Genomic DNA, 23,930 nt, shown 5'->3' with positions numbered 1-23,930 from the left:
GGTCAGCCCTGAAAGTATTCGGCGGGGTCGATGCCGTAACTGCCCAGCGGCAATTCGCGGCGGATGTTGATCGGGATATTGGCAACCGTGGTCGGGTTGCTCATCAGGTCCAGGATTTGCGGACGGGCATGCGGCAGCTTGTCCGGGCCCAGGATCAGCAGCACCTTGGGCTTGAGGCGGCGCGTGCGGCTCTGGCTGATGACGATGCCGACGTCGCCGCAGGACAACTCGACCAGGGCGCCGACCGGGAAGATGCCGATGCACTGGGCGAACTGCTCGACAAGCGCCGGGTGGAAATAGCGCTCGCTCCACTTGTAGAGCAGCTGCAGCGCTTCGTAGATGGTTTTGCTGCTGGAGTAGGCGCGTTCGCTGATCAGCGCGGTAAAGCAGTCGACGATGCCGGCCATCGAGCCGAAGATGCCGATGGCTTCACCCCGCAGCTTCATCGGGTAGCCGCTGCCATCGTGGCGTTCGTGGTGGCGGGCGACGGTGTCGATGACATCGGGGTCGACCTCGTCGAGCTGGTTGAGAATGTCGAGACTGTGCTGCACATGCGTTTTCATCAGCATGAATTCGCCGGGTGAAAAGCGCCCTTCGCGATGCAGCAGCTGGTCGGGCAGGCGCAGCTTGCCGATGTCGAGCATCAGTCCGGCAAAGCCCAGGTTGTGCAGGTCCTGCTTGCCATATCCGAGGTGGCGGCCAAAGGCCAGCAGGTAAACGGCGGCATCGACGGCATGGCTGTAGCTGTAGCGGTCGCGCTGGCGCAATTGCGTCAGCCAGATCAGCGCATTGGGGTTGCGCACGATGGAATCGACCATGGAGTCGACCACCTCATGAATCGCTTCCGTCCTGGGCTGCAGGTCGGCGCGGATGGCGTCGACAAAATTGTCGAGCTGCTCTTCGGCGGCGCGGTGAATCTGGGTGGCTTGCGGCAATTCCTGCTCCAGCGAGCAGGAATCGTCATAGAGGATGATCTGTTCGTCGCGGGCCGGCTCCGGATGGCTGCTGGCGTACTGGCGGCGACGCCAGAAGGTGAAGAGGTGGCGCAGCTCGCGCAGGATGTTCAGGCGCTCGCGTCGTTCGGCCTGGACCTGCTGTTCGTTCTGGATGGTGATCAGCGGGCGCGTGGCGTTGGCCGTCTGCTCGGGAACCGGGTTGGCGTAACGGTCGGCCAGATAGCGCCAGCGCGATGCCCCGCCCGTCGAGCGCGCCAGGTCTACATCGACGTACTGGCAATACTCGACCAGGTCATCCAGCTGTTGCTGGGTTTCCAGCAGAAACCCTTGCAACAGAAACGGCGTATCAAGCCAGGGTCTGTCCAGATCAGTGACAAACAGGCCAAACGCCAGATCGGTAACGTGTATGCGGAGTTCCAATTTCAGACCGAAAGGCGAGGGTGATCAAATGACGGAGTGTCACTGCACCGTCGGATTATAACTGCTCCAAATTCAAAAGCTGTCATCTTCTTGACGGGGTCGCGGTTTTTGCTGCAACGCCGCCGTGGGCCGGCGGGCTTGCGCCCGATTTTCTCCCCGGCTGACAAGGCTTCTTGCTAGAATGGCTGCCGTTTTTTCGTGAGGAAAATCATGGCCCTCCTGGAGATCCGCGACGTCGTCAAGCGGTTCGGCGATTTTACTGCCGTCAATCATGTCAGCCTTGCCGTCGAGGCGGGTGAATTCTTTACGCTGCTGGGCCCGTCCGGTTGCGGCAAAACCACGCTGCTGCGCATGCTGGCTGGTTTTGAAAGACCCGATTCTGGCGAAATTGTTCTGGACGGCATCAATGTCGCCAACGTTCCGCCGGAAAAACGGCCGGTGCACACGGTTTTCCAGAATTACGCGCTGTTTCCGCACATGACGGTGGCGCAAAACATCGCCTTTCCGCTGAAGATGGCCGGCGTGCCCCAGGCGCAGATTGCCGGGCGCGTCGACGAACTGCTGGAAGACGTGCGCCTGCAGGAGTTCGCCAAGCGTTATCCGCATGAATTGTCCGGCGGCCAGCGCCAGCGTGTGGCGATTGCCCGCGCACTGGTCAACCGCCCGAAGCTGTTGCTGCTTGACGAGCCGCTCTCGGCGCTGGATGCCAAGCTGCGTGAACAGATGCAGATCGAGCTGATCACCCTGCAAAAGGAAGTCGGCATCACCTTTGTCTATGTCACGCACGATCAGGGCGAGGCGCTGGCGCTGTCGCACCGCATCGCCGTGATGAACAAGGGTCATGTCGAGCAGCTCGACGCGCCCGAGCACATCTACAGCTATCCGAAGAGCCGCTTCGTCGCCGATTTCATCGGCCAGTGCAATCTGCTCGAAGCCACGGTGAGCGAGCTTGGCCCGGAGCGCATGACGCTGGAAATCGCCGGTGTCGGCCTGTGCCACGTGCAGCCGGTGGCTGGCGCGCAGGTCGGCCAGAAGGGGTGTCTGGCCTTGCGCCCCGAGAAGATCAAGCTCGGCGCCACGCTGCCGGCCGATGACAGCGACGAGGTGCATTTCAAGGGCAAGGTGCACGACTGCCTGTATCTGGGCGACGTGACCATCTACATCGTCGAGCTGGACAATGGCATGCTGGTCGAAACCATGCTGCCGAATTCGGCGCCGGGCCGCGCCAAATTCTTCGATGACAACGACCTCGTCGAACTGGCCTGGCGCTATGACGCTGGCCACTTCATCCTGGGTTGAGGACTGACGCGATGTCGAAACCCGTTTATGGCATCGGTGGGCGCTTTGCCAAATGGCTGATTTCCGCGCCGCCGCTGGTCTACCTGCTGGTGTTCTTTGCCCTGCCGGCACTGATCATGGTGTTCGCCGCCTTCCGCTTTCCGGGCGACTACGGCGGCCTGCTGCCGCTGGTCGAAACCGATCCGGAAACCGGCAAGCAAACCGTGCTGATCACGCTGGATACCTGGCGCGACTACCTGACCTTCGAAAATTTCGGCCGCTTCTTTGAAGACTCGATCTACATCGAGCTCTTTCTCAAGTCCTTCTGGTACGCCGGCCTGACCACGCTGATCTGCCTGATCCTGGCCTACCCGCTGTCCTGGCTGATCGCACGCAGCCACAAGAAAACCCGCGACCTGCTGGTCTTGCTGGTAATCCTGCCGTTCTGGTCGAATTTCCTGATCCGCGTTTATGCGTGGATGATCATTCTCGGCCCGCAGAGCTATTTCAGCCAGGCGGTCAATGGCGTGCTGGGCGTCTTCGGCATCGAGCCGGTGTCGCTGCTCTTTTCCGAGTTCGCCGTGATCGTGGGCCTCGTCTACGTGCACCTGCCCTTCATGGTGCTGCCGCTGTACGCCAATCTGGAAAAGCACGACATGTCACTGCTCGACGCCGCGCAGGATCTGGGGGCAAACGCCTGGCAGCGCTTCTGGCGCGTGACCTGGCCGCTGTCGCTGCCGGGGGTATGGGCTGGTGTCGCGCTGGTGTTCATTCCGGCGCTGGGCATGTTCGCCATCCCCGACCTCTTGGGCGGGACCAACAGCATGATGATCGGCAATCTGATCAAGCAGCAGTACCTCGACAGCCGCGACTGGCCGTTCGGCTCGGTGCTGTCGATCATGCTGACCCTCTCGGTGCTGCTGCTGGCGCTGGTTGCCGCCTGGGCGGGCAGCCGCGGCAAGAAGAAGGATTGACGACATGAACAAGGTTTCCCGCTGGGTATGGGGTTCGGCGATTGCCGTCTATGCCTTTCTCTATTTGCCACTGGCGATTGTTGTGCTGTTCTCGTTCAACGATTCCAATCTGAATGCGGAATGGGTCGGCTTCACGCTGAAGTGGTACGTGATGCTGTTCAACGACGAGGTGATGCTGGAAGCGGCGATGAACACGCTGATCATCGGCCTGGTGACCTGCGTGGTCGCCACCGTGCTGGGCACGCTGGCCGGTTTTGCGATGTACAAGTGGCGGCTGCGGTTGTTGCCGGTGCTGGTGCTCACGCCGATCGCCATCCCGGAAATCCTGATGGGCGTGTCGCTGCTGATTTTTTTCGTGATGCTGAACATGACGCTGGGCCTGGTGTCGATCACGCTGTCGCACATTGCGTTCTGCATCGGCTTTGTGGCGATTGTCGTGCGCTCGCGCCTGCAGGGCATGGACGAGTCGCTGGTGGAAGCTGCGCGGGATCTGGGCGCGACGCCGTTGATGGCGTTTCGCAAGATCACGCTGCCCTTGATCATGCCCGGCATCATCGCCGGCGCGCTGATGGCGTTCACGCTGTCGATTGATGATTTCGTGATCAGCTTCTTCACCGCCGGCGTCGGCTCCAATACGCTGCCGCTGGAAATCTACTCGCGCGTGAAGGTGCCGATGAAGCTCAATCCGGAGGTCAACGCGGTATCGACACTGCTGATGATGCTGACGCTGTCGCTGATCCTGATCGTGAGCAGGGTGGCGCCCAACGCCCTGCGCGCCGAATAAGTCGCGCGTATCCCCCGCGAAACGGCCGGCCGGATCTTCCCGCCGGCCGTTTTGCCTTGCTGCCGCCGAGCATGGCTGTTCTGCTTGGCATTAAAGGGTATGGCTGTGCAGCCATTTCCTGTGTTTGGTTGTATGGCTATACATTGCCATGTATCGTTTTGCGGACTTCGCGGCAATGTTGCCCCCCGGCATGGCGCGGCGAATACGCGACAGCGCAAGGCGGGCGACCGGCCGTTTTGGGTAAAGCGTGGCATAATCCGCGCGGGGCGCCCGGGGTGGGTGCATCCCGCTGCCAGCCTGCGCCGCAGTGCGGGCCAGCCTTTTTCGATTGCCTTTAGTCCGGGAATTTGCGAGATGAAAAAACTGCTGCTTGCGCTGATGATGGCCGCTGGTGCCGCACACGCCGAAGACGTGCTGCACGTGTACAACTGGAACAACTACATCGCTCCGGAAACCGTGAAGCGCTTCGAAGCCGACTGCAAGTGCAAGGTCGTGCAGGATTACTACGGCGCGATGGAAGAAATGCTGGCCAAGCTGTCCGCTGGCGCCAAGGGCTACGACGTGATCGTGCCGACCGGCTTCGCGATTCCGCCGCTGGTGAAGCAGAATCTCGTGCTGCCGCTGGACAAGGCCAAGCTCGGTAACGCCAAGAACGTCAATCCGGCCTTCCTGAACAGCCAGTTCGACAAGGGTAACCAGTATTCGCTGCCGTATGCCTTCACCACCACGCTGCTGGGCTACAACGAAACCAAGCTGAAGGAACTGGGCATCGATGCCGGCAGCTGGGCGGTGATTTTCGACCCGGCCATCCTCGCCAAGATCAAGGGCAAGGTCACCGTGCTGGATGACAGCCGCGAGCTGTTTGCCGCCGCGCTGATGTACAACGGCTTCTCCGCCAACTCGACCAATCCGGAAGAGTGGAAGAAAGCCGCGGAAACCATCAAGAAGGCCAAGCCCTTCTGGGCCGCCTTCAACACCCAGTCCTACATCAAGGAACTGACCGTCGGCAATATCTGGGTCGCTCACGGCTACTCGAACGACATGTTCCAGGCCCAGCAGGACGCCAAGGCTGCCAAGCGCAAGTTCAACCTGAACTACACGCTGCAGAAGGAAGGCAACACCCTGTCGGTGGACAGCATGATGGTGCTGAAGAACGCACCGCGCCCGGATCTGGCGCACCGTTTCATCAACTTCATGCTGGATGGCAAGAACTCCTCCGAGCTGACCAACATGATCGGTTCGGGCAACCCGAACAATGCCGCCGCCGCCTTTGTGAAGCCGGAAATCAAGGCGATTTCCGCCGTATTCCCGAATGCCGACGCTCAGAAGAAGCTGCAGCAGCTCAACGCGCTGGAAGGCAAGCAGCTGCGCGAGCTGAACAAGCTGTGGACCCAGGTGAAGACCGCCCGCTAAGCGCACGAGCCAGCCCGGAACAAGGCGCGCCGGTGGCGCGCCTTTTTTGCTGCCGGCGGCGGGCTGATCGTAAAATTGCCCCATCCCGCTGCTGCCCGTGAACCCCGGCCTATCCGGACCCGAACCCGCCATCATGACTTCGCTGCCCCCGATCAGCTACCTTGCCCGCCGCATGGTGCCCACGCGCATGGCTCCCGCCTTTGCGCTGGCCTATGTGCTGGTGCTGCTGATCGTCAGCCTCTATCCCTTTACCGGCTGGCGCTTCACCGGCGAGCCGGTATTTGCGTTTTACAGCTATCCGCTGCCGTATTACTTCACCGTGTTCGACAATGCAGTGAACGTGCTGGCCTATCTGCCGCTGGGCGCCGCCCTGCTGCTGAGCTGGCGGCCACGCCGTGCGGCCTTGCCGGTGGCCGTGCTGCTGGGCACGGGGCTGTCCGCCGCTGTGGAATTCATCCAGCAATTCCTGCCCGGCCGGATTGCTTCCAACCTCGACATCCTCAGCAATGGCAGCGGCGCGCTGCTGGGTGCACTGCTGGCGGCCATGCTGTCGCGGCGCAGCCTGCAGCGGCACTGGCTGGTGCTGCGGCACGCCAATTTTGCGCCGGGCGTACTGGTCGAGTGGGGGCTGGTGTGGCTGCTGTTCTGGTTCATCACCCAGTTTGATCCATCGCAGCCCTTTCTTGGCGTCGTGGTCGAGCCGCAAGGTTTGCCGCAGCCCTTTATCTCGCCCATTGCCGATCCGGCGCTGTTCCTGCGCCTGCTCGAATCCGGCGGCGTGATGCTGAACCTGCTCGGCGTGGCGCTGTATGTGTCGGTGCTGATGAAGCACACCTGGCAGGGGCCACGGGCGATGCGTCGCGTACTGGGTGTCGGCCTGCTGGTGAAGCTGGCCTTTGCCGGCATGCTGCTCAAGCCGGCGATGTTCTTTGCCTGGCTCAACAGCATGGTGGTGGTCGGCGCGCTGCTGGGAGCGGCCCTGCTGCTGGTGCTGTGGCGCCTGCAGCGGCGCTGGCGCGCCGTGCTGGGCCTGCTGGCTTTGCTGGCCGCCAATGTGGTGAGCTGGCTGTGGCCGCTGACACCGCAATGGACGGCGATGCTGCCGCTGTTTCGCTGGCAGTATGGCCATCTGCAGCACTTCAACGGCCTGTCGGCCATCATTTCCGATCTCTGGCCCTACGGCGCCATGCTGTTTCTGCTTGCTATTGCCGTATTGCCTCAGGACCTCGATGAGATATAGGCCGCAGCCATATCCCTTTCAGGGTATCTGGCGAGGTGGCGCCGTATTCTCAAAACGCGCGCCGGCAAGCAGCTTGCGGTAGAGCTCCGGGTCGCGCCATTCGGCCTGGCATTGCGCCGAAAATTCGATGTCTTCCAGGCGGATGTCGCCCATGCGCGGATTGTAGGCATCGTGGCGGAAGGCCTGCGCGTAGCCGGTTTCGGTTTCATGCGCGATCACCGAGTGCAGCACGACATCGCTTTCGCCGTTTGCCATTATCGTCTGCTGCAGGATGCGGTCGATGATCACGAAGAACATCCGGGCGAATTGCTCGGCCGAGGGCGAGACCGGCATGGCAATCCAGCGCGCGGAGAATTGCTTGCACAGGCGAATGTATTCGGCGTCGTCGCGGTCCCAGAAGCAGATCGCGTGATCGAAGGCGTCGATCACATCGCGGATATTGCCCTTCATCAGCCCGAAGTCGTAAACCATCTGCCCCTGGTCGAGCGCGTGCGCTTCGAGCAGGACTTCAACCTTGTAGCTGTGGCCATGGATGGAGGTGCTGCAGCGCTGGGTGCTGCAGTTGCGCACGATGTGCGCGCTTTCGAACTTGAAGAGCTTGCGAATCAGCATGTCGGTTTCCGGAGTAAGTCGCGGTTTTAACAGATGAAAGCGCCCCGGGCAAGCCGGGATTTTCACGCAGCCGGGCCAGGCGGAAGTGGGGCGCGTCACACTGGCGTCGCCCGCTGGCAGATTTAATGGGCGCGGTCAGACAGCTCGACTAGAATCATGTCATTTCACTGACTCTGGTTGAAAAATATGGCGCGACTCGGGTGGATGGCGGCAGGGATGAATGCGGTGTGCGGCGCGCTGGGCCGCATGCTGGTTCTGCTCTTCGGGCACTGGCAGGCGCCGGGCTGGTTGCGCTGGCTGGGGTGCCGGCTGTGCCGCTGCGCTTGCGCGCTGCTGGCCCGCCCCAGGCTGGCCGCCGTGCTGGCGCTGCTGGTGGCGGGGCTGGCTGTTGGCGGCTGGCAGGGCTGGCGCTGGTACCAGAGCCTGCCAAAGCCGCTGCTGGTTGCCGTCACCGTCACGGCGCCAGAGCCTACCGATTACGAGGTCGAGCGCCCCAGTCCCAATCCACTGATCATCGAGTTCGCCGAAGCCGTTGCGCCGCTGGAGCGCATCGAAAAGCCCTTCGACGTCGCCGACAAGGCCGCCGGCATTGTGCTTGAGCCACAGGTGGCCGGCAGCTGGCAGTGGGAAACCGACCGCCGGCTGGTTTTCACGCCCAAGAGCGAATGGCCCGTCGATGAAGCGTTCACGGTGAGCTTCGCCCGCCAGGGCGCGCTCAAGGCCGACGTGAAGCTGGACAATGACGAGCCGGAATTCCGCGCGCCGGCCTTTGCCGCCAAGCTGGTCGAGGCCAGGTTCTATCAGGATCCGCAGGATGCCGGTCTCAAGAAACTGGTTGCGCAACTGCACTTCAGCCATCCGGTGAATGCCGAGGACGTCGAGGCTGCGCTGGAGCTGACACTGGGCAGCGGGCTGGACTGGCAGGCCGGCGGCGACAAGCCCTTCACCGTCACGCTGGATCGCAACAAGGTCAACGCCTATGTGCACTCGGCGCCGCTGGCGGTGCCGCGCGAGGACAGTACGATCACGCTGGAGCTGTCGCGCAGCGTGAAGGCGGCGGCCGGCGGCAACAAGCTGGCCGAAGACCTGCACGCCGAGGTGAGCGTTCCCGGCCTGTATTCGCTGAAGTTCGCCGAGATCGGCATGACGCTCGTCGACAACGAGCGCTATGAACCCGAGCAGATCCTGACCTTCCAGAGCAATGTGCCGGTGTCGCAGGAGGCGCTGGCCGGCAAGGTGCAGGCCTGGCTGTTGCCGGAGTTCCACCCGGATACACCGGCGGACAAGCGCCGCCAGCCGGAAAACTGGGGCATGTCGCAAGTGAGCCGCAAGGTGCTCGACGCCGCGACGCCGCTGCCGCTGACCGCACTGCCTGGCGAAGAACGGCACAACCAGAGCCACGGTTTCCGCTTCACGGCCCCGGTGGGCCGCCATGTCTACGTCACGCTGGCAAGAGGCGTCGCCGGTTTTGGCGGCTACCAGTCGGGACAGGCGCAGGCCGGGCTGTTCCAGGTTGAGCCCTATCCGAAGGCGGTGAAGCTGCTGTCACAAGGCGCGCTGCTGTCGCTGTCGGGCGAGCGCAAGATCGGCTTCATGGCGCGGGGCCTGAAGGGCGTGCGCATCGAGGTGGGTCGTGTATTGCCGGGGCAGTTGCAGCATCTGGTCGAGAACAGTTCGAGCTTTGCCAAACCCGAGTTGTCCGAGCACACAAGCGATGCGCTGACCGAGCGCATGGTCGAAAACCGTGCCCTGCCCGAAGTCGCCCCGGGCAAGGCCGTTTACGACCATCTGGATCTGGGCGCGTATCTGTCAAAAACAGGCGGTGGCGAGCGCCGTGGCCTGTTCCTGGTGCGGATGAGCGAATTCAACCCCGCCTCGCCGTCCAGCCAGTATCAGGAGCCGAATGACCAGCGCCTGATTCTGCTGACCGACCTGGGCATTCTGGCCAAGAAGGCCAATGACGGCACGACCGATGTCTTCGTGCAGTCGCTCGCCAGCGGCGAGCCGCAGGCCGAGGTACGCGTCGAGGTGATCGGTCGCAATGGCCTGGCGGTGACCAGCGCGCAAACGGACGCCAGCGGCCATGCGCGCCTGCCGGTGCTGAAGAATTTCAAGCGCGACAAGGAGCCGCTGCTTATCCTGGTCAGCCGTGGCGAGGATTTTTCCTTCCTGCCGCTGACCCGCGCCTACGAGCGCATGCTCGACATGTCGCGATTCGACATCGGCGGCGTCGAAAATGCCGCGACGCCGCAGCAGTTGAGCGCCTATGTGTTCAGCGACCGCGGTCTGGTCCGCCCCGGCGAAACCGCGCATTTCGGCGCGATTGTTCGTACCAGTAACTGGCAGGGCCAGCTGGCCGGCCTGCCGCTCGAAGCCGAGATCACCGATCCGCGCGGGCTGCCGGTGCTCAAGGAAACCATCAGGCTCGATGCCACGGGCTTTCATGCGCTCGATTTCGCCAGTAGCGCCACCGCGCCGGCAGGTGATTACCAGTTGGGCATCTACCTGGTGAAGGATGGCCAGCGCGGCGAGCAGATTGGTTCGGGCAGTGTCACGGTGCGCGATTTCGAGCCTGACCGCTTCAAGGTCAATGTCGCGCTGGGCAAGGCGCCGACCGAGGGCTGGTTGCGCCCCGAGGACGTGACGGCCAGCGTGTCGGTGCTGCAGCTCTTTGGCGCGCCGGCCGCCGGCCGCCGTGTCGAGGGCGAGATGGTGCTGAGCCCGACGATCCCGAGCTTTGCCCGCCATGCCGGTTATCACTTCACACCGCTGGGCAAGTTCGAGCAGCCGGTGCAGGAAACGCTGGCGGTCGCCAATACCGACGAGGCAGGCGTCGCCAGGCTTGCGCTCAATCTCGGCCGCTTTGCGCGCGCCACCTATCGCCTGCACCTGACCGCCCGCGCTTTTGAGGCTGGCAGCGGGCGTGGCGTGGCTGGCGAAGCCGCGGTGCTGGTGTCGTCCGCGCCGTATCTGGTCGGCGTGAAACCCGATGGCGCGCTGGATTACATCGGGCGCGGTGCGAAGCGCAGCGCCAGCTGGCTGGCGGTTGGCCCCGATCTGGCGCCCAGGGCGGTCGGCGATTTGAAGCTTGCCTGGGTCGAGCGCCGCTATGTGTCGGTGCTGACCAAGCAGGGCGATGGCACGTACAAGTACGAGTCGCGCAAGAAGGAAGTGCTGCGCGAGGAGAAAGCGCTGAGCCTGCCGGCCGCCGCCAGCAATCTGTCCTTGCCGACAGCCGAGCCGGGCGATTTTGCGCTGATCGTGAAGGATGCCGAGGGCAACGAGCTCAACCGCCTCGAATACAGCGTGGCTGGTGACGCCAACCTCAGCCGTTCGCTCGAGCGCAATGCCGAGCTGCAGCTCAAGCTCAACAAGCGCGATTACGCGCCGGGTGAAACGGTCGAGCTGAATATCCGGGCACCGTATACCGGTGCAGGCCTTATCACCATTGAGCGTGACAAGGTATACCAGCATGTGTGGTTCAAGGCCGACACCACCAGCTCGGTGCAGAAGATTGTTGTTCCCGAAGGGCTGGAGGGCAATGCCTACGTCAGCGTGCAGTTCCTGCGCGACCCGGCGTCGAGCGAAGTCTTCATGAGCCCCTTGTCTTATGGCGTGGCGCCGTTCGCGATCAACCGCGACCGTCGCAAACTTGACGTGAAAGTCGGCGTTTCTGCCGAGGCTAGGCCGGGCCAGCAGCTGGCGATGACGCTGCAAAGCACGCAGCCGGGGCGCGCGGTGCTGGTCGCCGTTGACGAAGGCATCCTGCAGGTGGCGCGCTACAAGACGCCGGCGCCGCTCGATTTCTTCTTTCAAAAGAAGTCGCTCGATGTGCAGACCTCGCAGATTCTCGATCTGCTGCTGCCGGAATTCTCGCGCCTGCAGGCGGCGGCTGCGCCCGGCGGTGATGCCGAGGGCGCGCTGGGCCGGCATCTGAATCCATTCAAGCGCAAACGCCAGCCGCCGGTCGCGTATTGGTCGGGAATGCTCGACATCGGCCCGCAGGCCAAAACGCTGAACTGGCAGATTCCGGATACCTATAACGGCAAGCTGCGTGTGTTCGCGGTAGCGGTAAATGCCGATCGCATCGGCGTTCACGAAGTGGGTGTCGTGGTGAAGGGCGACCTGATCCTTTCGCCCAATGTGCCGCCGGCGGTGACGCCAGGCGACGAATTCACCGTCAGCGTCGGTGTCTTCAACAACATGCCGCAGCGCGCGAAGGTGAACATCCAGGCGACGCTGGGCCGTGGGCTGCAGATCGTCAAGGGCCCGGTGGCGCTTGATCTGGCGCCGCAGCAGGAGCAGGTGGCCGAGCTTACCGTGCGCGCAACCGAGGTGCTGGGCGACATGCCGGTGCGCTTTGTCGCCAGCGCAGCCAATCTGCCAGGCAAGCAGGGCAGGGCGGTCGACAGCATCAGCGTGCGTCCGGCCAGCGCCTATCGCACGCAGCTCACCGTCGCCAGCTTCAGCAAGGACAGCATGCAGCAGCCGCTGACGCGCGCGCTCTACCCCGAGCATCGCAAGGTGACGATTGCCGCCGGCGGCTCGCCGCTGGTCTGGGCCACGGGTCTGGCCCAGTATCTGGACGACTATCCCTATGGCTGCACCGAGCAGCTGGTCAGCAAGGCGCTGCCCGCGCTCTTGCTCACGCCAGCCGCCGAGCGCGGCTCGGGCCGTGCGCTGCAGGTCTTCCAGTCGACGCTGCGCACCTTGCGCGAGCGCCAGGGTGACGACGGCGGCTTCGGCCTGTGGGGAATCAGCCCGCAGGGCAGCGAGCTGGCCAGCCTGCACGCGATGCAATATCTGGTCGAGGCGCGCGAGCGCGGCCTGGCGGTGCCGCCGGACATGCTGCGCTTGGGCGAGGACTGGCTGGAGCAGCGCGCCGCGGGTGAAAGCCGCGGCCTGTCCGGCGCGCGCGACCGCGCCCAGGCGATTTATCTGCTGAGCCGGATGGGCGTGATGACGAGCGGCCATCTGGCCAGCCTGCAGCAGGAGCTCGACCGCCGCTACGCCAAGGTTTGGCAGCGGGATCTGACCGCGGCGTATGTGGCGGCCAGCTACAAGCTGCTGAAGCAGGAGGCGCTGGCGGGCAAGGTGCTGAGCGGCGTGCCCTGGCGCGGCGAACAGCAGGTCGCCCAGGACGATCCGTATTACGACGGCCTGCGCCACGACGCCGGCAAGCTCTATCTGATCGCGAAGCATTTCCCGGTCGAGGCCGGCCAGCTCAAGCCCGAGGTCCTGAACCGCCTGGGGCAGCAGATATCAGTTCAGCGCTACCAGTCGCTGACCGCCGCCTACCTGCTGCTGGCCCTCGATGCCTGGGATGCGCAGGCGCGCGCCAGCGGGCTGAGCGTGTCGGCCAGCGAGCTGCGCGGCGGTCAGCCCGTCGCGCTGACGCTGCCCGCAGGGTTGCAGGCGCGTGCGCCGCTCTCGGCACAGGCAGAGGGCGTGAGCCTGCAACGCAAGGGCGAAGGCCCGGCCTTCTACGCGCTGGCGGAGTCGGGCTTCGATCGCAAGACGCCGGCGACCGAGCTCAAGCAGGGGCTGGAAATCACCCGCGACTACCTGGGGGTCGACGGCAAGGAACTGAAGTCGCCGAAGATCGGCGAGGAGTTCCTGATCCGTCTGCGCGTGCGCGCCACGGGCAAGCAAGGCGTGGCTCAGGTGGCGCTGGTCGATCTGTTGCCGGGCGGGGTTGAGGTGGTGTATCGCTCGCCAGCCAAGGAAGAGCAGGGGCCACAGGGCGATAGTGGCGAGGGTATGGAAGAAGAGGCCGCCGTTCCGGCCTGGCAGCCGCAGATCGGCGAGCCCAAGCAGTCAAACTGGCCGCTGGAGTCGCTCGACGTTCGCGAAGACCGCGTCGTGCTGTATGGCTATGTCGGCGCCGAGGCGCAGACCTTCGTCTACCGCGTGCGCGCCACGCATGCCGGCAGCTACACCGCTCCGGCGCCGTTCGCCGAGGCGATGTACCAGCGCAGCATCCAGGCGCGCGGCCTGCCGGGCAAGCTGCAGATCGTCAAGCCGTAGTGGGTCGGCTTGCCGTGGCCGTCATGACGATGCGGGCCACCGTGACGGCGGTGGCCCGCTGGTATTGGCGCAAGCGCTGGCGGCGAGTCCTGCTGCTGCTCGCCTTGCTGCTGCTCGTGCTGCGCCTGTGGCCGCACCCGCCGCTGTCGCACTGGCTGCCAGGCTCCACCGCGGTGATGAGCCGCGATGGCCAGTTGCTGCGCCTGACGCTGGCCAGCGACGAGCGTTACCGGCTGTGGATTCCGCTCGAGCAGATGTCGCCGCAGCTGGTCGACGCGGTGCAGCTGTATGAAGACCGCTGGTTTTACTGGCATCCCGGCGTCAATCCCTACGCGCTCGCGCGCGCGGCCGTGGCGACCTACACCGGTGGCAGCCGCCAGGGCGGCTCGACGCTAACGATGCAGCTGGCGCGGCTGCTGTACCGGCTCGACACGCGCGACCCCGCCGGCAAGCTGCAGCAGATCGGTCTGGCCTTGTGGCTGGAGGCGCGCTACGGCAAGCGCGAGCTGCTGGAGGCCTACCTGAATGTCGCGCCGTACGGGCGCAATATCGAGGGCGTGGCGGCGGCCAGCCTGATCTACTTCGGCAAGCCGGCCCACCAGCTGACGCTGCCCGAGGCGATGACGCTGGCGGTGATCCCGCAGGCGCCCAATCAACGGCAAGCCTCCGGGGTATCGCTCCAGAGGGCAAGGCAGCGTTTGTTTGCCCAGTGGATCGTGGCAGGGTATGCAATCAGCGAGAGTGAAAGGCAGATCTTGCAGCTGCCGGTGCCGGCGCGACGCCTGCACCAGTTGCCTTTTCTGGCGCCGCATCTGGTCGAGCAGCAGCTGGGCGGGCGCGCTGCCGCGCCACCGGCACGCCTGGTCACCACGGTCGATGCGCGGCTGCAGCGTCTGCTCGAGCGCCAGGTGGCGCGCTATCTCGAGCAGGTCGGCGCGCGCGGCGTGCACAATGCCAGCGCGATGATCGTCGACACGCGCGACATGGGCGTGCGTGCACTGCTTGGTTCGGCCGATTACTTTGATTCCGGCATCGCCGGTCAGGTCAATGGAACGCTGGGCCGCCGCTCGCCCGGCTCGACGCTCAAGCCGCTGCTTTATGGCCTGGCGATCGATCAGGGGCTGATCCACCCGCGCAGCGTGCTCAAGGACGCGCCATCGGCCTTTGGCCCCTTCCAGCCGGAAAACTTCGACGGCCGCTTTGCCGGACCGGTGAATGCCACCGACGCGCTGACGCGCAGCCGCAATGTGCCGGCGGTGTGGCTGGCAAGCCAGCTCAGGCATCCGAACCTCTACGACACCCTGAAGATGGCCGGCGTGTCCGGCCTGCAAAGCGAGGCGCATTACGGCCTGGCGCTGGCGCTGGGCGGCGGCGAGCTGACGATGCAGGAGCTGGCCGGCCTGTATGCGATGCTGGCCAATCAGGGGCTGGCGCGGCCCTTGCGCTTTGCCGAGGACGAGCCGCCGCGCGACGGCCCGCGACTGCTGTCGCCGGAGGCGAGTTTTCTGGTGCTCGACATGCTCGAGCAGAATCCGCGCCCGGATGCGCTGGCGCAGGCGCGCAGGCAGGGCTGGCCGGTGGCGTGGAAGACGGGAACGTCCTGGGGATTTCGCGATGCATGGACGGCGGGCGTCGTCGGCCCTTATGTGGTCGTCGTGTGGCTGGGCAATTTCGACGGGCGCGGCAACCCGGCGCTGGTGGGGCTCGACATGGCCGCGCCGCTGTTTTTCCGCATCGCCGACGCCTTGCAGCTGGCCAGTGGCGAGGCCCGGCCAGCACGTCTGCCGCCGCCCGGCGTGATCCGCACGCGCATTTGTGCCGACAGCGGCGACCTGCCCAACCAGTGGTGCCCGCGCGTGGTCGATGGCTGGTTCATCCCCGGCAAGTCGCCGATCCGCGTCAGCGAGCTGCACCGGCCGGTGATGATCGACACGCGCAGCGGCGCGGCGGCCTGTCCGCCCTTCGATGCGCGCTACGTGCGCGCCGAGGTATTCGAGTTCTGGCCGTCCGATCTGGCGCGGCTGTTTCGCGAGGCTGGCATGCCGCGCCGCGTGCCGCCGCAGGCCAGCTGCGGCGAGGGGGCCGAGTCATCCGCTGCGCCACCGCTGATCCGTTCACCGCTGCGCGACGTGGTCTATGTGCTGGGCGACGGGGAGGACAGTATCGCGCTGCAGGCAACGGCCGCAGCCGGCGTGCGCACCCTGTACTGGTTTGCCGACCGCAGCCTGATCGGCAGTACGGCAGCCGGCGGTGCGGGTCTGGCCTGGCGGCCGCAGCAAGCCGGGCGCATTGTGCTCAGCGTGGTGGATGATGCCGGGCGCAGCAGCAGCCGGGTTGTGCTGATCGAGTTGCGTTAGCCAACGCAGAAGAAATTATGGTGAAAGCAATTTGTTGTCATGAGCAGCCTGTCAACGCGGCAGCGGGCGGCTGTTTCGTGGTTTTTGCACAGCAAAATGAGTGAAGTGTCATGACTGTAAAGCTGACAAACTACATTGTTTCGACATGTATTTGTTACATAAGTTTATGCTAATTTAATGGCTTTTTGAGTTGCTTTTTGATTTTATCTTGATGATTTTAATGAATTTTATTTGATTGCTGTGCTGCGGCTGTGATGGCGGGGGCGAGTAGTGATGTAGTCTTTCGATTCTGTAAGTAATAGGGTAAATCCTTTATCCGAAAAGTTCGCGCTACACGTATTGACAAGTCGTTACAGTTCGGAGGTAATGACCCTGCGACTGGATTAACAAGCCCCCAAATCGTCAATCAAGCGCATAAAAATGGCCGAGATTCTTACAAGGATTACGCCGACACGCAAAGAAGGGGCTGGGCCGGTTGCCCGTTTGGGTTATCGCCATAAAAATCAATGAGGAGCTCTTCTGATGTCCCCTTTCAACGTTAAAGCGCTGGCAATCCTGCCGGCGGCCATGCTGGCTTCATATGCCTACGCCAATCCCGCTTGGCAAGAAGGCAACACCTACAATGCCGGCGCCCTGGTGTCCTACAGCGGCTCTACCTACCAGGCTCTGGTAACGCATACCGCCTACGTTGGCGCCAACTGGAATCCGGCGTCCACTCCCACGCTGTGGAAGCTGGTAACCGGTGGTACCGCTACCCCGACTCCGACTCCGACAGCTACCGCAACGCCGACCGCTACCCCGACTGCTACGGCTACCCCGACGGCCACTCCGACCGTGACTGCCACCCCAACCGGTACCAGCACTTGCTATCCGGACTGGAAAGCTGGCACGCCGTACACCGGTGGTCAGAAGGTGACTTATAACGGCCGCAACTACGAAGCCAAGTGGTGGACTACCGACGCACCGAGCAGTGCCGAATGGGGCCCCTGGAAGGATCTGGGCGCTTGCGGCGCAACCGCTACCCCGACTGCCACGCCGACTGCCACCGCTACCCCGACGGCTACCCCGACCGCGACTGCAACCCCGACGGCCACTCCGACCGCGACTGCTACTCCGACGGCTACCCCGACCGCAACCGCTACCCCGACTGCAACTCCGACGGCTACCGCCACCCCGACCGCTACTCCGACTCCGACTGCCACCCCGACCCCGACTGGTCCGGTTGCCAGCAACTGTCAGCCGGATGGCCTGGTATCCAGCGTCGCCAACGTACCGTATTGCACCGTGTACGACGCCGAAGGCCGTGAAAAACTGGGCAATGGCCTGAAGCGCCGCGTGATCGGCTACTTCACCAGCTGGCGTACCGGCAAGAATGGCCAGGTTGCCTATCTGGCCAAGGACATCCCGTGGCAAGACCTGTCGCACATCAACTACGCCTTCGCGCACATTGACAGCAACAACCGCGTTTCCGTAAACGAAAACGTTCCGGGCAACGAAGCCACCGATATGGAATGGCCGGGCGTACCGGGCGCCGAAATGGATCCGACCCTGCCGTACAAGGGCCATTTCAACCTGCTGAACAAGTACAAGAAGCTGAACCCGGGCGTGAAGACCCTGGTGTCCATCGGTGGCTGGGCTGAAACCGGCGGCTACTTCGGTGCTGACGGCAATCGCGTGGCTTCCGGTGGCTTCTACACCATGACCACCAATGCCGATGGTTCCATCAACCATGCCGGCATCAACGCCTTCGCCGATTCCACCGTCGCGTTCCTGCGCAAGTACAACTTCGACGGCGCGGATCTGGATTACGAATATCCGACCACCATGGCCAAGGCCGGCAACCCGCTCGACTGGGCGATCTCCGAGCCGCGCCTGAAGGGCCTGCAGGCTTCCTACCGCGAACTGATGCGTGTGCTGCGCGACAAGCTGGACCAAGCCAGCGTGCAGGATGGCAAGTACTACATGCTGACCATCGCTTCGCCGTCGTCCGGCTACCTGCTGCGCGGCATGGAAACCTACCAGTCCGTGAAATACATGGATTACGTCAACATGATGACGTATGACCTGCACGGCGCCTGGAACGAGTTCGTTGGTCCGAACGCTGCGCTGTTCGACGACGGCAAGGATGCCGAGCTGGCCAAGTGGTCGGTGTACTCGACTGCGGCTTACGGCGGCATCGGTTACCTGAACACCGACTGGGCTTACCGCTACTTCCGCGGTTCGCTGCCGGCTGGCCGTATCAACGTTGGCGTTCCGTACTACACCCGTGGTCACAAGGATGTAACCGGTGGCACCAACGGCCTGTGGGGTACTTCCGCCAAGTCCACCAACTGCGGCCCGGGTCTGACCGAGTGTGGTGTTGGCGCCATGGGCATCGACAACATCTGGCATGACAAGGATCAGAACGGCAACGAGATGGGCGCCGGTTCCAACCCGATGTGGCACGCCAAGAACCTGGAAAAGGGCATCGCTGGCTCCTACCTGAGCATGTACGGCCTGAAGGCTTCCGACATCGTCGGCACCTACACCCGTCACTATGATGCAACCCTGGTTGCACCGTGGCTGTGGAATGCCCAGAAGAAGGTGTTCATCTCCACTGAAGATGAGCAATCCATCCAGAAGAAGGCCGAGTGGATCAACGCCAACGGCATCGGCGGCGCAATGTTCTGGGAACTGGCTGGTGACTACGACTGGAATGCCGCGAAGGGCGAATACCAGATCGGTTCGACTCTGACTCGTCTGCTGGCGTCCAACTTCCGTAACGCATCGCCGATGGGTGCAACCCGCGCCAAGACCGCCATGCCGGCCGAAGCGGTTGCTCTGCAGTTCGACGTGACCGACTTCAAGCTCGGTGACCAGAACTATCCGCTGAATCCGAAGCTGAAGATCACCAACAAGGGTACGTCCACCATCCCGGGTGGCACCAAGGTACGCTTCCAGTACCCGGTATCCGCTCCGGGCGCCATGACCGACCAGTCCGGCGCAGGCCTGAAGACTGTTGCTACCGAACATACTGGTAACAACGTGGGCGGCTTCAAGGGCGACTTCCACACTGCCGAGTTCGCGATCCCGGGTTGGCAATCCCTGGCTCCGGGCGCAAGCATGGACATCACCCTGAACTACCACCTGCCGATCTCCGGTCCGTCCAACTATGTTGTGACCATCGGTGGCAAGGAGTACGCAGTAAGCCAGGAATACCCGAACAAGCCGGTTGCCAAGCTGCAATAAGCTTTACGGATAGTTCCGGGACGCAAGTCCAGTAAACGGGCAGGTCGCAAGACCTGCCCGTTTTTCATTGCTGCCGTGCAAGCTTCTGAATCCCTGCCGTTCCGGTCGTCCCGCCGCTGTTGCTGGCGAAATCGGCTGCGGCCGTGCTTCACCCGCGCCAGCATGGCGTCGTTTGTGCCCGGTATTGGCCTGCAGGCAGGGCGAAATGCGTGGGGAGGAGTGGCCGTATGCTCAGCGTCTGGTGCGTCGCAACGCGACAATGGCCAGCGTTCCGGCCAGATAGGCCAGCACATCGAGCGGATCGGCATGCGTGCCGATCACCGTGCGCAGCAAGGATGGATCCGGCCGCGCCAGCAGGTCGGCGAGCCGCAGCCATTGTGCGCCTTCGACCAGCAAACCAAGCGCAAGCAACAGCCAGGGCAGGCTGCTTTGCGCGCCCTGCCAGGCGCTGCGGATGAGGCAGTACAGCAGCGGAATGACCAGCACGTCGCCGAGATAGGGGCGGATGAAGCGGTCGTCGAACAGGCTGCCGATGGCGATTTCCGTGCCCAGCAGCGCGGCGGCCAGAAGGGCGTGGCGAGGCGAGAAATGCAGCTTTGGGTAATACCTTGCCATGGATGTGTCTCGGACCAATCTCGCATAAGGGATGCCGGAGCATACCTCGCGCACAAATAAAAACCCGCAGCAAGCTGCGGGTTTGTTGCCGGAAGTGAGCCTGTTTACTTGGTCAGGTCCAGCAGCTTGGCAAAGGCCTCTTCGAATTGCTTCAGGCCATCGGTCTGCAATTGCTCGCCGGCCAGATTGTAGTTGATGCCCAGCTTGCGTACTGCCGCCATGGTGGCCACGGCGTCGTCGATGTTGGTGTCCAGCGTGTTGGCGGCATTGCCGTGGTCGCGGAACAGGTCCAGCGTGGCGTCCGGAACGGTGTTGACGGTTTCCGGGCCGATCAGGTCCTCGACATACATCACGTCGCTGTAGGCCTTGTTCTTGGTGCCGGTCGATGCCCACAGCAGACGCTGCGGATGAGCGCCCAGCGCCTTCAGTGCGGCAAAGCGGCTGCCGTGGAACAGCTGCTTGTAGTGCTGGTAGGCGACCTTGACGAAGGATTTGGCAACCTTGCCGCGCAGGGCCAGCGCTTCGGCACTGCCGATGGCTTCCAGTTGCGGGTCGATCAGGCTGTCCACGCGCGAGAGGAAGACCGAGGCAACGGCGCGCACGCCGTCGACGGGCAGGCCGGCGGCGGCACGCGCTTCCAGGCCGCGGATGTAGGCGGTCAGTACGTTATCGACGTGCTTCAGGTTGAACATCAGGGTGATGTTGACGTTGATGCCCGAGGCGATCAGTTCTTCAAACGCCACCACGCCGGCATCCGTCGCCGGTACCTTGATCATTGCGTTCGGGCGGTTGATCGTGGCCCACAGGCGCTTGGCGTTGTCGATGGTGCCCTGCGCGTCATTGGCCAGCGTCGGCGAGACTTCCAGGCTGACGTAGCCATCCTGGCCCTGGCTGTCCTTGTACATGGCCATGGTCAGGTCGCAGGCGGCTTGCACATCCGGCACCACCAGTGCTTCGTAGCGCTGTTCGGCCGTCAGGCTGGCGTCTTTCTTCAGTTCGTTCAGCGGTTCGATGTAGAGCGGATCGCTGGAAATGGACTTGTAGAAGATGGCCGGGTTGGAGGTCACGCCGGCGATCTTGTCTTCGTCAAACAGCTTTTGCAGGGTACCCGCCTTGATCAGGCCACGGGACAGGTTATCCAGCCAGATGGTTTGGCCGAAAGGACGAATGGCAGCAATTCTACTCATGGAAGTCGGACCTTGTGACAGTTGAGGGAGGGAGAGGTAAGTGTTCGCCGGGGATTATGCCCCGCTTGCCTGAAGCCGCCATTGCGCTGGCGCAAACCTGCAACTCGGGGCTTATCCGCGCATTGTGACGGAAGCGCCCGTCCTGCCGCAAACACTATGACATCACCTTGCCGGCAATGTTCGTCCCGTCATTTCAGTTCAGCGTGCGTTGCAGCGGAAAGCGCACGGCGAACTCGCTGCCTTCGCCCAGTTTTGACTGGATCACCATTTGCGCCTGGTGGCGCTGCAGGATGTGCTTGACGATGGCGAGGCCCAGGCCGGTGCCGCCGGTATTGCGCGAGCGGCCGCGGTCGACGCGGTAAAAGCGCTCGGTCAGGCGCGGGATGTGCTCGGGCGCCAGGCCGATGCCGGTGTCGCGCACATAGAAATGCCCCTGGCCACTGCGCACTTCCCAGCCCAGCGTGATGGTGCCGCCGGCCGGCGTGTAGCGGATGGCGTTGGAGACCAGATTGCCGAAGGCCGAGTGCAGTTCGTCATGGTTGCCGATCAGCCGCGCCGGTGCGATCGCGCCGATCAGTATCGTGTGCCGCCCTTGCGAAAGGCCCTCAGCCTCGGTTTGCAGCAGCTGCAGCAATTGCGGCACATCCACTTCTTCCTCGCGCAATTGCTGGCCGCTTTCCAGTCGCGACAGCGTCAGCAGGTCTTCAACCAGGCGCTGCATGCGTTGCGTCTGGTCATACATCAGTTGCAGGTGCTGATTGCGCGTGCTGCTGTCGATGTCGGGCATGTCCTGCAGCGTTTCGATAAAGCCGCCGACCACGGTCAGTGGCGTGCGCAGCTCGTGCGAGACATTGGCGACAAAGTCGCGGTGCACGGTCTGCACGCGATCAAGCGACGTGATGTCGCGCGAGAGCAGCAACTTGCGCGTCGAATCAAAGGGCACCAGCTGCACCGAGAGCACCTGCTCCTGCGGGCGCGTGACGCGCAGCAGCAAGGGGTGGCTGAAATCCTGGTGCTTCAGGTAGTCGCGCAGTGGCGGATGGCGTACCAGATTGGTCACCTGCTGCCCGACATCGGCCAGTGCGCTCAGCCCCAGATGCTGGCTGGCGGCCGGATTGCACCACTCGATGCGGTCGAATTCATCCAGAATGATCACGCCATCAGGGAGCGCCTCGCCGGCGCTCATGAAGCGGTCGAGCGTGGCGGAAAGCCTTTCCTTGGCCTTCTTCTGGTGACGGACCTGGTCGTAGAGGCGGTCAAAGACATCCTGCCAGAGCAGGAAGCTGCCCGGCACGGTGTCGACATGCGGATGCTGCAGCCAGTAGTGCAGGCGGCCAAGGTTGACGAGGTGAAACAGCAGGCTCAGCGCAATGGCGGTCAGCGCTACGGCCAGCCCCCATTCCGTTCCGGCGATGGCGCCGGTGAAGAGCGCCACCAGCGTGATGAACAGGTAATAAATGACCGATCTCAGCCAGAGCATGGTGGCCTTGCGTGCCGGAAGGCAGTTGGGTGGTGAATCGTGGCAAGGATAGCCGTGCTATCAGTTCGCCGACAAGCGGTAGCCAGAGCCGCGCACGGTCTGGATCAGGCTGTCGTGGCCACTGCCTTCCAGCGAGGAGCGCAGGCGACGGATGTGCACATCCACCGTGCGTTCCTCGACGAACACATGGTCGCCCCACACCTGGTCAAGCAGATGGGCGCGGCTGTGCACGCGTTCGGCATGCGTCATGAAAAAGTGCAGCAGGCGGAATTCGGTCGGGCCCAGATCGATGGGGTTGCCATTGCCGGTGACGCGATGGGTGACCGGGTCAAGACGCAGGCCCTTGATTTCCACCGGATCGTCGGTGGCTTGCGGGGCGCGGCGGCGCAGGACGGCCTTGATGCGCGCCTGCAGCTCGCGCGGCGAGAAGGGCTTGGTGATGTAGTCGTCGGCACCGGTTTCCAGACCCACGATCTTGTCGTGTTCATCCGAGCGGGCCGTGAGCATGATCAGCGGAATGGTCTTGGTGCGCTCGTCGGCGCGCAGCTTGCGCGCAAAATCGATGCCGGACATGCCCGGCAGCATCCAGTCGAGCAGGATCAGGTCGGGCAGCGCGTTGCGCACGATCTGCTGGGCATTTTCAACCGAATCGGCGCGCATGACGTGATGGCCGGCCTGGGACAGATTGAAGGCAATCAGTTCCTGGATGGCTGGTTCGTCCTCGACCAGCAGGATGTTGGCGGGCATGAAGGGATAACCTCGTGAAGCTTCTGCAGCGATGTTGCGAGAATAATGCCGAATTGTGAAGGCAATATGACAAGTTTCTGATAAAGGCTTCCGGGAAGGCGGCTACGCCAGCTTCGGCAATGCGGGTATGATTACGCCAGATCACCCCTTGCGTGCACCATGCACGCTGATTCAGCAGGAAATTACATCACCATGGCTGGCCTGAACGCTGCGACCCCCGTTCCCGAAGACATCACCCTGCATGCGCAGTCGCGCGAACTGATCCTGGCCTATGCCGACGGCAGCCGCTTTGCCTTGCCCTGCGAATACCTCCGCGTCTACAGCCCGTCCGCCGAAGTGCGCGGGCACGGCGCCGGCCCTGGCGTCTTGCAGGTTGGCAAGCGCGATGTGGCCATTGTCGATGTCATCCCGGTCGGCAATTACGCGATCAAGCTGGTTTTTGACGACGGACATGATTCCGGCCTCTATTCCTGGGAATACCTGCATGAGCTGGCCAGGAAACAAGCTGCCTACTGGCAGCTCTATCTCGAGCGACTCGCCGCAGCCGGCGCGTCGCGTGACCCGCTGCTGCCGGCCTGACGGAACAACATCAAGCAATAGAGAGACACCGCA

General features: G+C 63.3%; 15 protein-coding genes. 9 read left to right on the top strand and 6 right to left on the bottom strand.

What is annotated here, in order from left to right; all coding sequences use genetic code 11:
* Positions 1-2: 2 nt before the first annotated feature.
* The gene (locus C515_RS0104225; protein WP_028454516.1) at positions 3-1,376 is read right to left on the bottom strand and encodes a cyclic di-GMP phosphodiesterase; all 1,374 of its coding nucleotides are present in this window, start codon (positions 1,374-1,376) and stop codon (positions 3-5) included.
* Between the two features lie 210 nt (positions 1,377-1,586).
* On the opposite strand from C515_RS0104225, the gene C515_RS0104220 reads away from it, so the two are divergent.
* From C515_RS0104220 to C515_RS19455, 5 genes are all read left to right on the top strand, one after another.
* Positions 1,587-2,675, top strand: a complete 1,089-nt coding sequence (locus C515_RS0104220; protein ID WP_028454515.1) for an ABC transporter ATP-binding protein — start codon at positions 1,587-1,589, stop codon at positions 2,673-2,675.
* 11 nt (positions 2,676-2,686) lie between these two features.
* The gene (locus C515_RS0104215) at positions 2,687-3,628 is read left to right on the top strand and encodes an ABC transporter permease (protein WP_028454514.1); all 942 of its coding nucleotides are present in this window, start codon (positions 2,687-2,689) and stop codon (positions 3,626-3,628) included.
* Positions 3,629-3,632: 4 nt separating this feature from the next.
* The gene (locus tag C515_RS0104210) at positions 3,633-4,412 is read left to right on the top strand and encodes an ABC transporter permease (protein WP_028454513.1); all 780 of its coding nucleotides are present in this window, start codon (positions 3,633-3,635) and stop codon (positions 4,410-4,412) included.
* A 354-nt stretch (positions 4,413-4,766) separates the two neighbouring features.
* Positions 4,767-5,825 carry a polyamine ABC transporter substrate-binding protein gene (locus C515_RS0104205; RefSeq protein WP_028454512.1) on the top strand — a complete coding sequence of 353 codons (1,059 nt, stop codon included), beginning with the start codon at positions 4,767-4,769 and terminating at the stop codon, positions 5,823-5,825.
* A gap of 133 nt (positions 5,826-5,958) precedes the next feature.
* Positions 5,959-7,065 carry a VanZ family protein gene (locus C515_RS19455; RefSeq protein ID WP_051304614.1) on the top strand — a complete coding sequence of 369 codons (1,107 nt, stop codon included), beginning with the start codon at positions 5,959-5,961 and terminating at the stop codon, positions 7,063-7,065.
* 18 nt (positions 7,066-7,083) lie between these two features.
* On the opposite strand, the gene C515_RS0104195 is transcribed toward C515_RS19455, so the two are convergent.
* Positions 7,084-7,677, bottom strand: coding sequence for a 6-pyruvoyl trahydropterin synthase family protein (locus tag C515_RS0104195; RefSeq protein ID WP_028454511.1), 594 nt, complete (start codon positions 7,675-7,677; stop codon positions 7,084-7,086).
* Positions 7,678-7,863: 186 nt separating this feature from the next.
* Between C515_RS0104195 and C515_RS0104190 the strand changes: the two genes are divergently transcribed.
* From C515_RS0104190 to C515_RS0104180, 3 genes are all read left to right on the top strand, one after another.
* Positions 7,864-13,704, top strand: coding sequence for an alpha-2-macroglobulin (locus C515_RS0104190; protein WP_081686736.1), 5,841 nt, complete (start codon positions 7,864-7,866; stop codon positions 13,702-13,704).
* 23 nt (positions 13,705-13,727) lie between these two features.
* A complete protein-coding gene (gene pbpC, locus C515_RS0104185; protein WP_211233972.1) occupies positions 13,728-16,061 on the top strand; it encodes a penicillin-binding protein 1C in 2,334 nt (777 codons plus the stop codon).
* Positions 16,062-16,583: 522 nt separating this feature from the next.
* Positions 16,584-19,289, top strand: coding sequence for a chitinase C-terminal domain-containing protein (locus tag C515_RS0104180; protein WP_144290334.1), 2,706 nt, complete (start codon positions 16,584-16,586; stop codon positions 19,287-19,289).
* A 231-nt stretch (positions 19,290-19,520) separates the two neighbouring features.
* Here C515_RS0104180 and C515_RS0104175 read toward each other — a convergent pair whose 3' ends face one another.
* The 4 genes from C515_RS0104175 to phoB all read right to left on the bottom strand — a co-directional run bounded on the left by C515_RS0104175 (position 19,521) and on the right by phoB (position 23,318).
* Positions 19,521-19,904, bottom strand: coding sequence for a ribosomal maturation YjgA family protein (locus tag C515_RS0104175; protein WP_028454507.1), 384 nt, complete (start codon positions 19,902-19,904; stop codon positions 19,521-19,523).
* 104 nt (positions 19,905-20,008) lie between these two features.
* The gene (gene tal, locus C515_RS0104170; protein ID WP_028454506.1) at positions 20,009-21,091 is read right to left on the bottom strand and encodes a transaldolase; all 1,083 of its coding nucleotides are present in this window, start codon (positions 21,089-21,091) and stop codon (positions 20,009-20,011) included.
* A 193-nt stretch (positions 21,092-21,284) separates the two neighbouring features.
* On the bottom strand, positions 21,285-22,571 hold the full coding sequence (gene phoR / locus C515_RS0104165; RefSeq protein WP_028454505.1) for a phosphate regulon sensor histidine kinase PhoR: 1,287 nt from the start codon (positions 22,569-22,571) through the stop codon (positions 21,285-21,287).
* A gap of 60 nt (positions 22,572-22,631) precedes the next feature.
* Complete coding sequence (phoB, locus tag C515_RS0104160) at positions 22,632-23,318, bottom strand: phosphate regulon transcriptional regulator PhoB (RefSeq protein WP_028454504.1); 687 nt, start codon at positions 23,316-23,318, stop codon at positions 22,632-22,634.
* Between the two features lie 192 nt (positions 23,319-23,510).
* Here phoB and C515_RS0104155 point away from each other — a divergent pair, with 192 nt between their 5' ends.
* A complete protein-coding gene (locus tag C515_RS0104155) occupies positions 23,511-23,897 on the top strand; it encodes a gamma-butyrobetaine hydroxylase family protein (protein WP_028454503.1) in 387 nt (128 codons plus the stop codon).
* Positions 23,898-23,930 lie beyond the last annotated feature (33 nt).

The sequence above is a fragment of the Chitinilyticum litopenaei DSM 21440 genome, from assembly GCF_000428145.1.
GTDB classification, from domain to species: Bacteria; Pseudomonadota; Gammaproteobacteria; order Burkholderiales; family Chitinibacteraceae; genus Chitinilyticum; species Chitinilyticum litopenaei.
This window is presented reverse-complemented; position numbering and strand designations above follow the sequence as displayed.

Coding starts and splice junctions, on each gene's coding strand:
- C515_RS0104220 (WP_028454515.1), top strand. CDS start 1,587: ATGGCCCTCCTGGAGATCCGCGACGTCGTCAAGCGGTTCGGCGATTTT.
- C515_RS0104215 (WP_028454514.1), top strand. CDS start 2,687: ATGTCGAAACCCGTTTATGGCATCGGTGGGCGCTTTGCCAAATGGCTG.
- C515_RS0104210 (WP_028454513.1), top strand. CDS start 3,633: ATGAACAAGGTTTCCCGCTGGGTATGGGGTTCGGCGATTGCCGTCTAT.
- C515_RS0104205 (WP_028454512.1), top strand. CDS start 4,767: ATGAAAAAACTGCTGCTTGCGCTGATGATGGCCGCTGGTGCCGCACAC.
- C515_RS19455 (WP_051304614.1), top strand. CDS start 5,959: ATGACTTCGCTGCCCCCGATCAGCTACCTTGCCCGCCGCATGGTGCCC.
- C515_RS0104195 (WP_028454511.1), bottom strand. CDS start 7,677: ATGCTGATTCGCAAGCTCTTCAAGTTCGAAAGCGCGCACATCGTGCGC.
- C515_RS0104190 (WP_081686736.1), top strand. CDS start 7,864: ATGGCGCGACTCGGGTGGATGGCGGCAGGGATGAATGCGGTGTGCGGC.
- pbpC (WP_211233972.1), top strand. CDS start 13,728: ATGACGATGCGGGCCACCGTGACGGCGGTGGCCCGCTGGTATTGGCGC.
- C515_RS0104180 (WP_144290334.1), top strand. CDS start 16,584: ATGTCCCCTTTCAACGTTAAAGCGCTGGCAATCCTGCCGGCGGCCATG.
- C515_RS0104175 (WP_028454507.1), bottom strand. CDS start 19,904: ATGGCAAGGTATTACCCAAAGCTGCATTTCTCGCCTCGCCACGCCCTT.
- tal (WP_028454506.1), bottom strand. CDS start 21,091: ATGAGTAGAATTGCTGCCATTCGTCCTTTCGGCCAAACCATCTGGCTG.
- phoR (WP_028454505.1), bottom strand. CDS start 22,571: ATGCTCTGGCTGAGATCGGTCATTTATTACCTGTTCATCACGCTGGTG.
- phoB (WP_028454504.1), bottom strand. CDS start 23,318: ATGCCCGCCAACATCCTGCTGGTCGAGGACGAACCAGCCATCCAGGAA.
- C515_RS0104155 (WP_028454503.1), top strand. CDS start 23,511: ATGGCTGGCCTGAACGCTGCGACCCCCGTTCCCGAAGACATCACCCTG.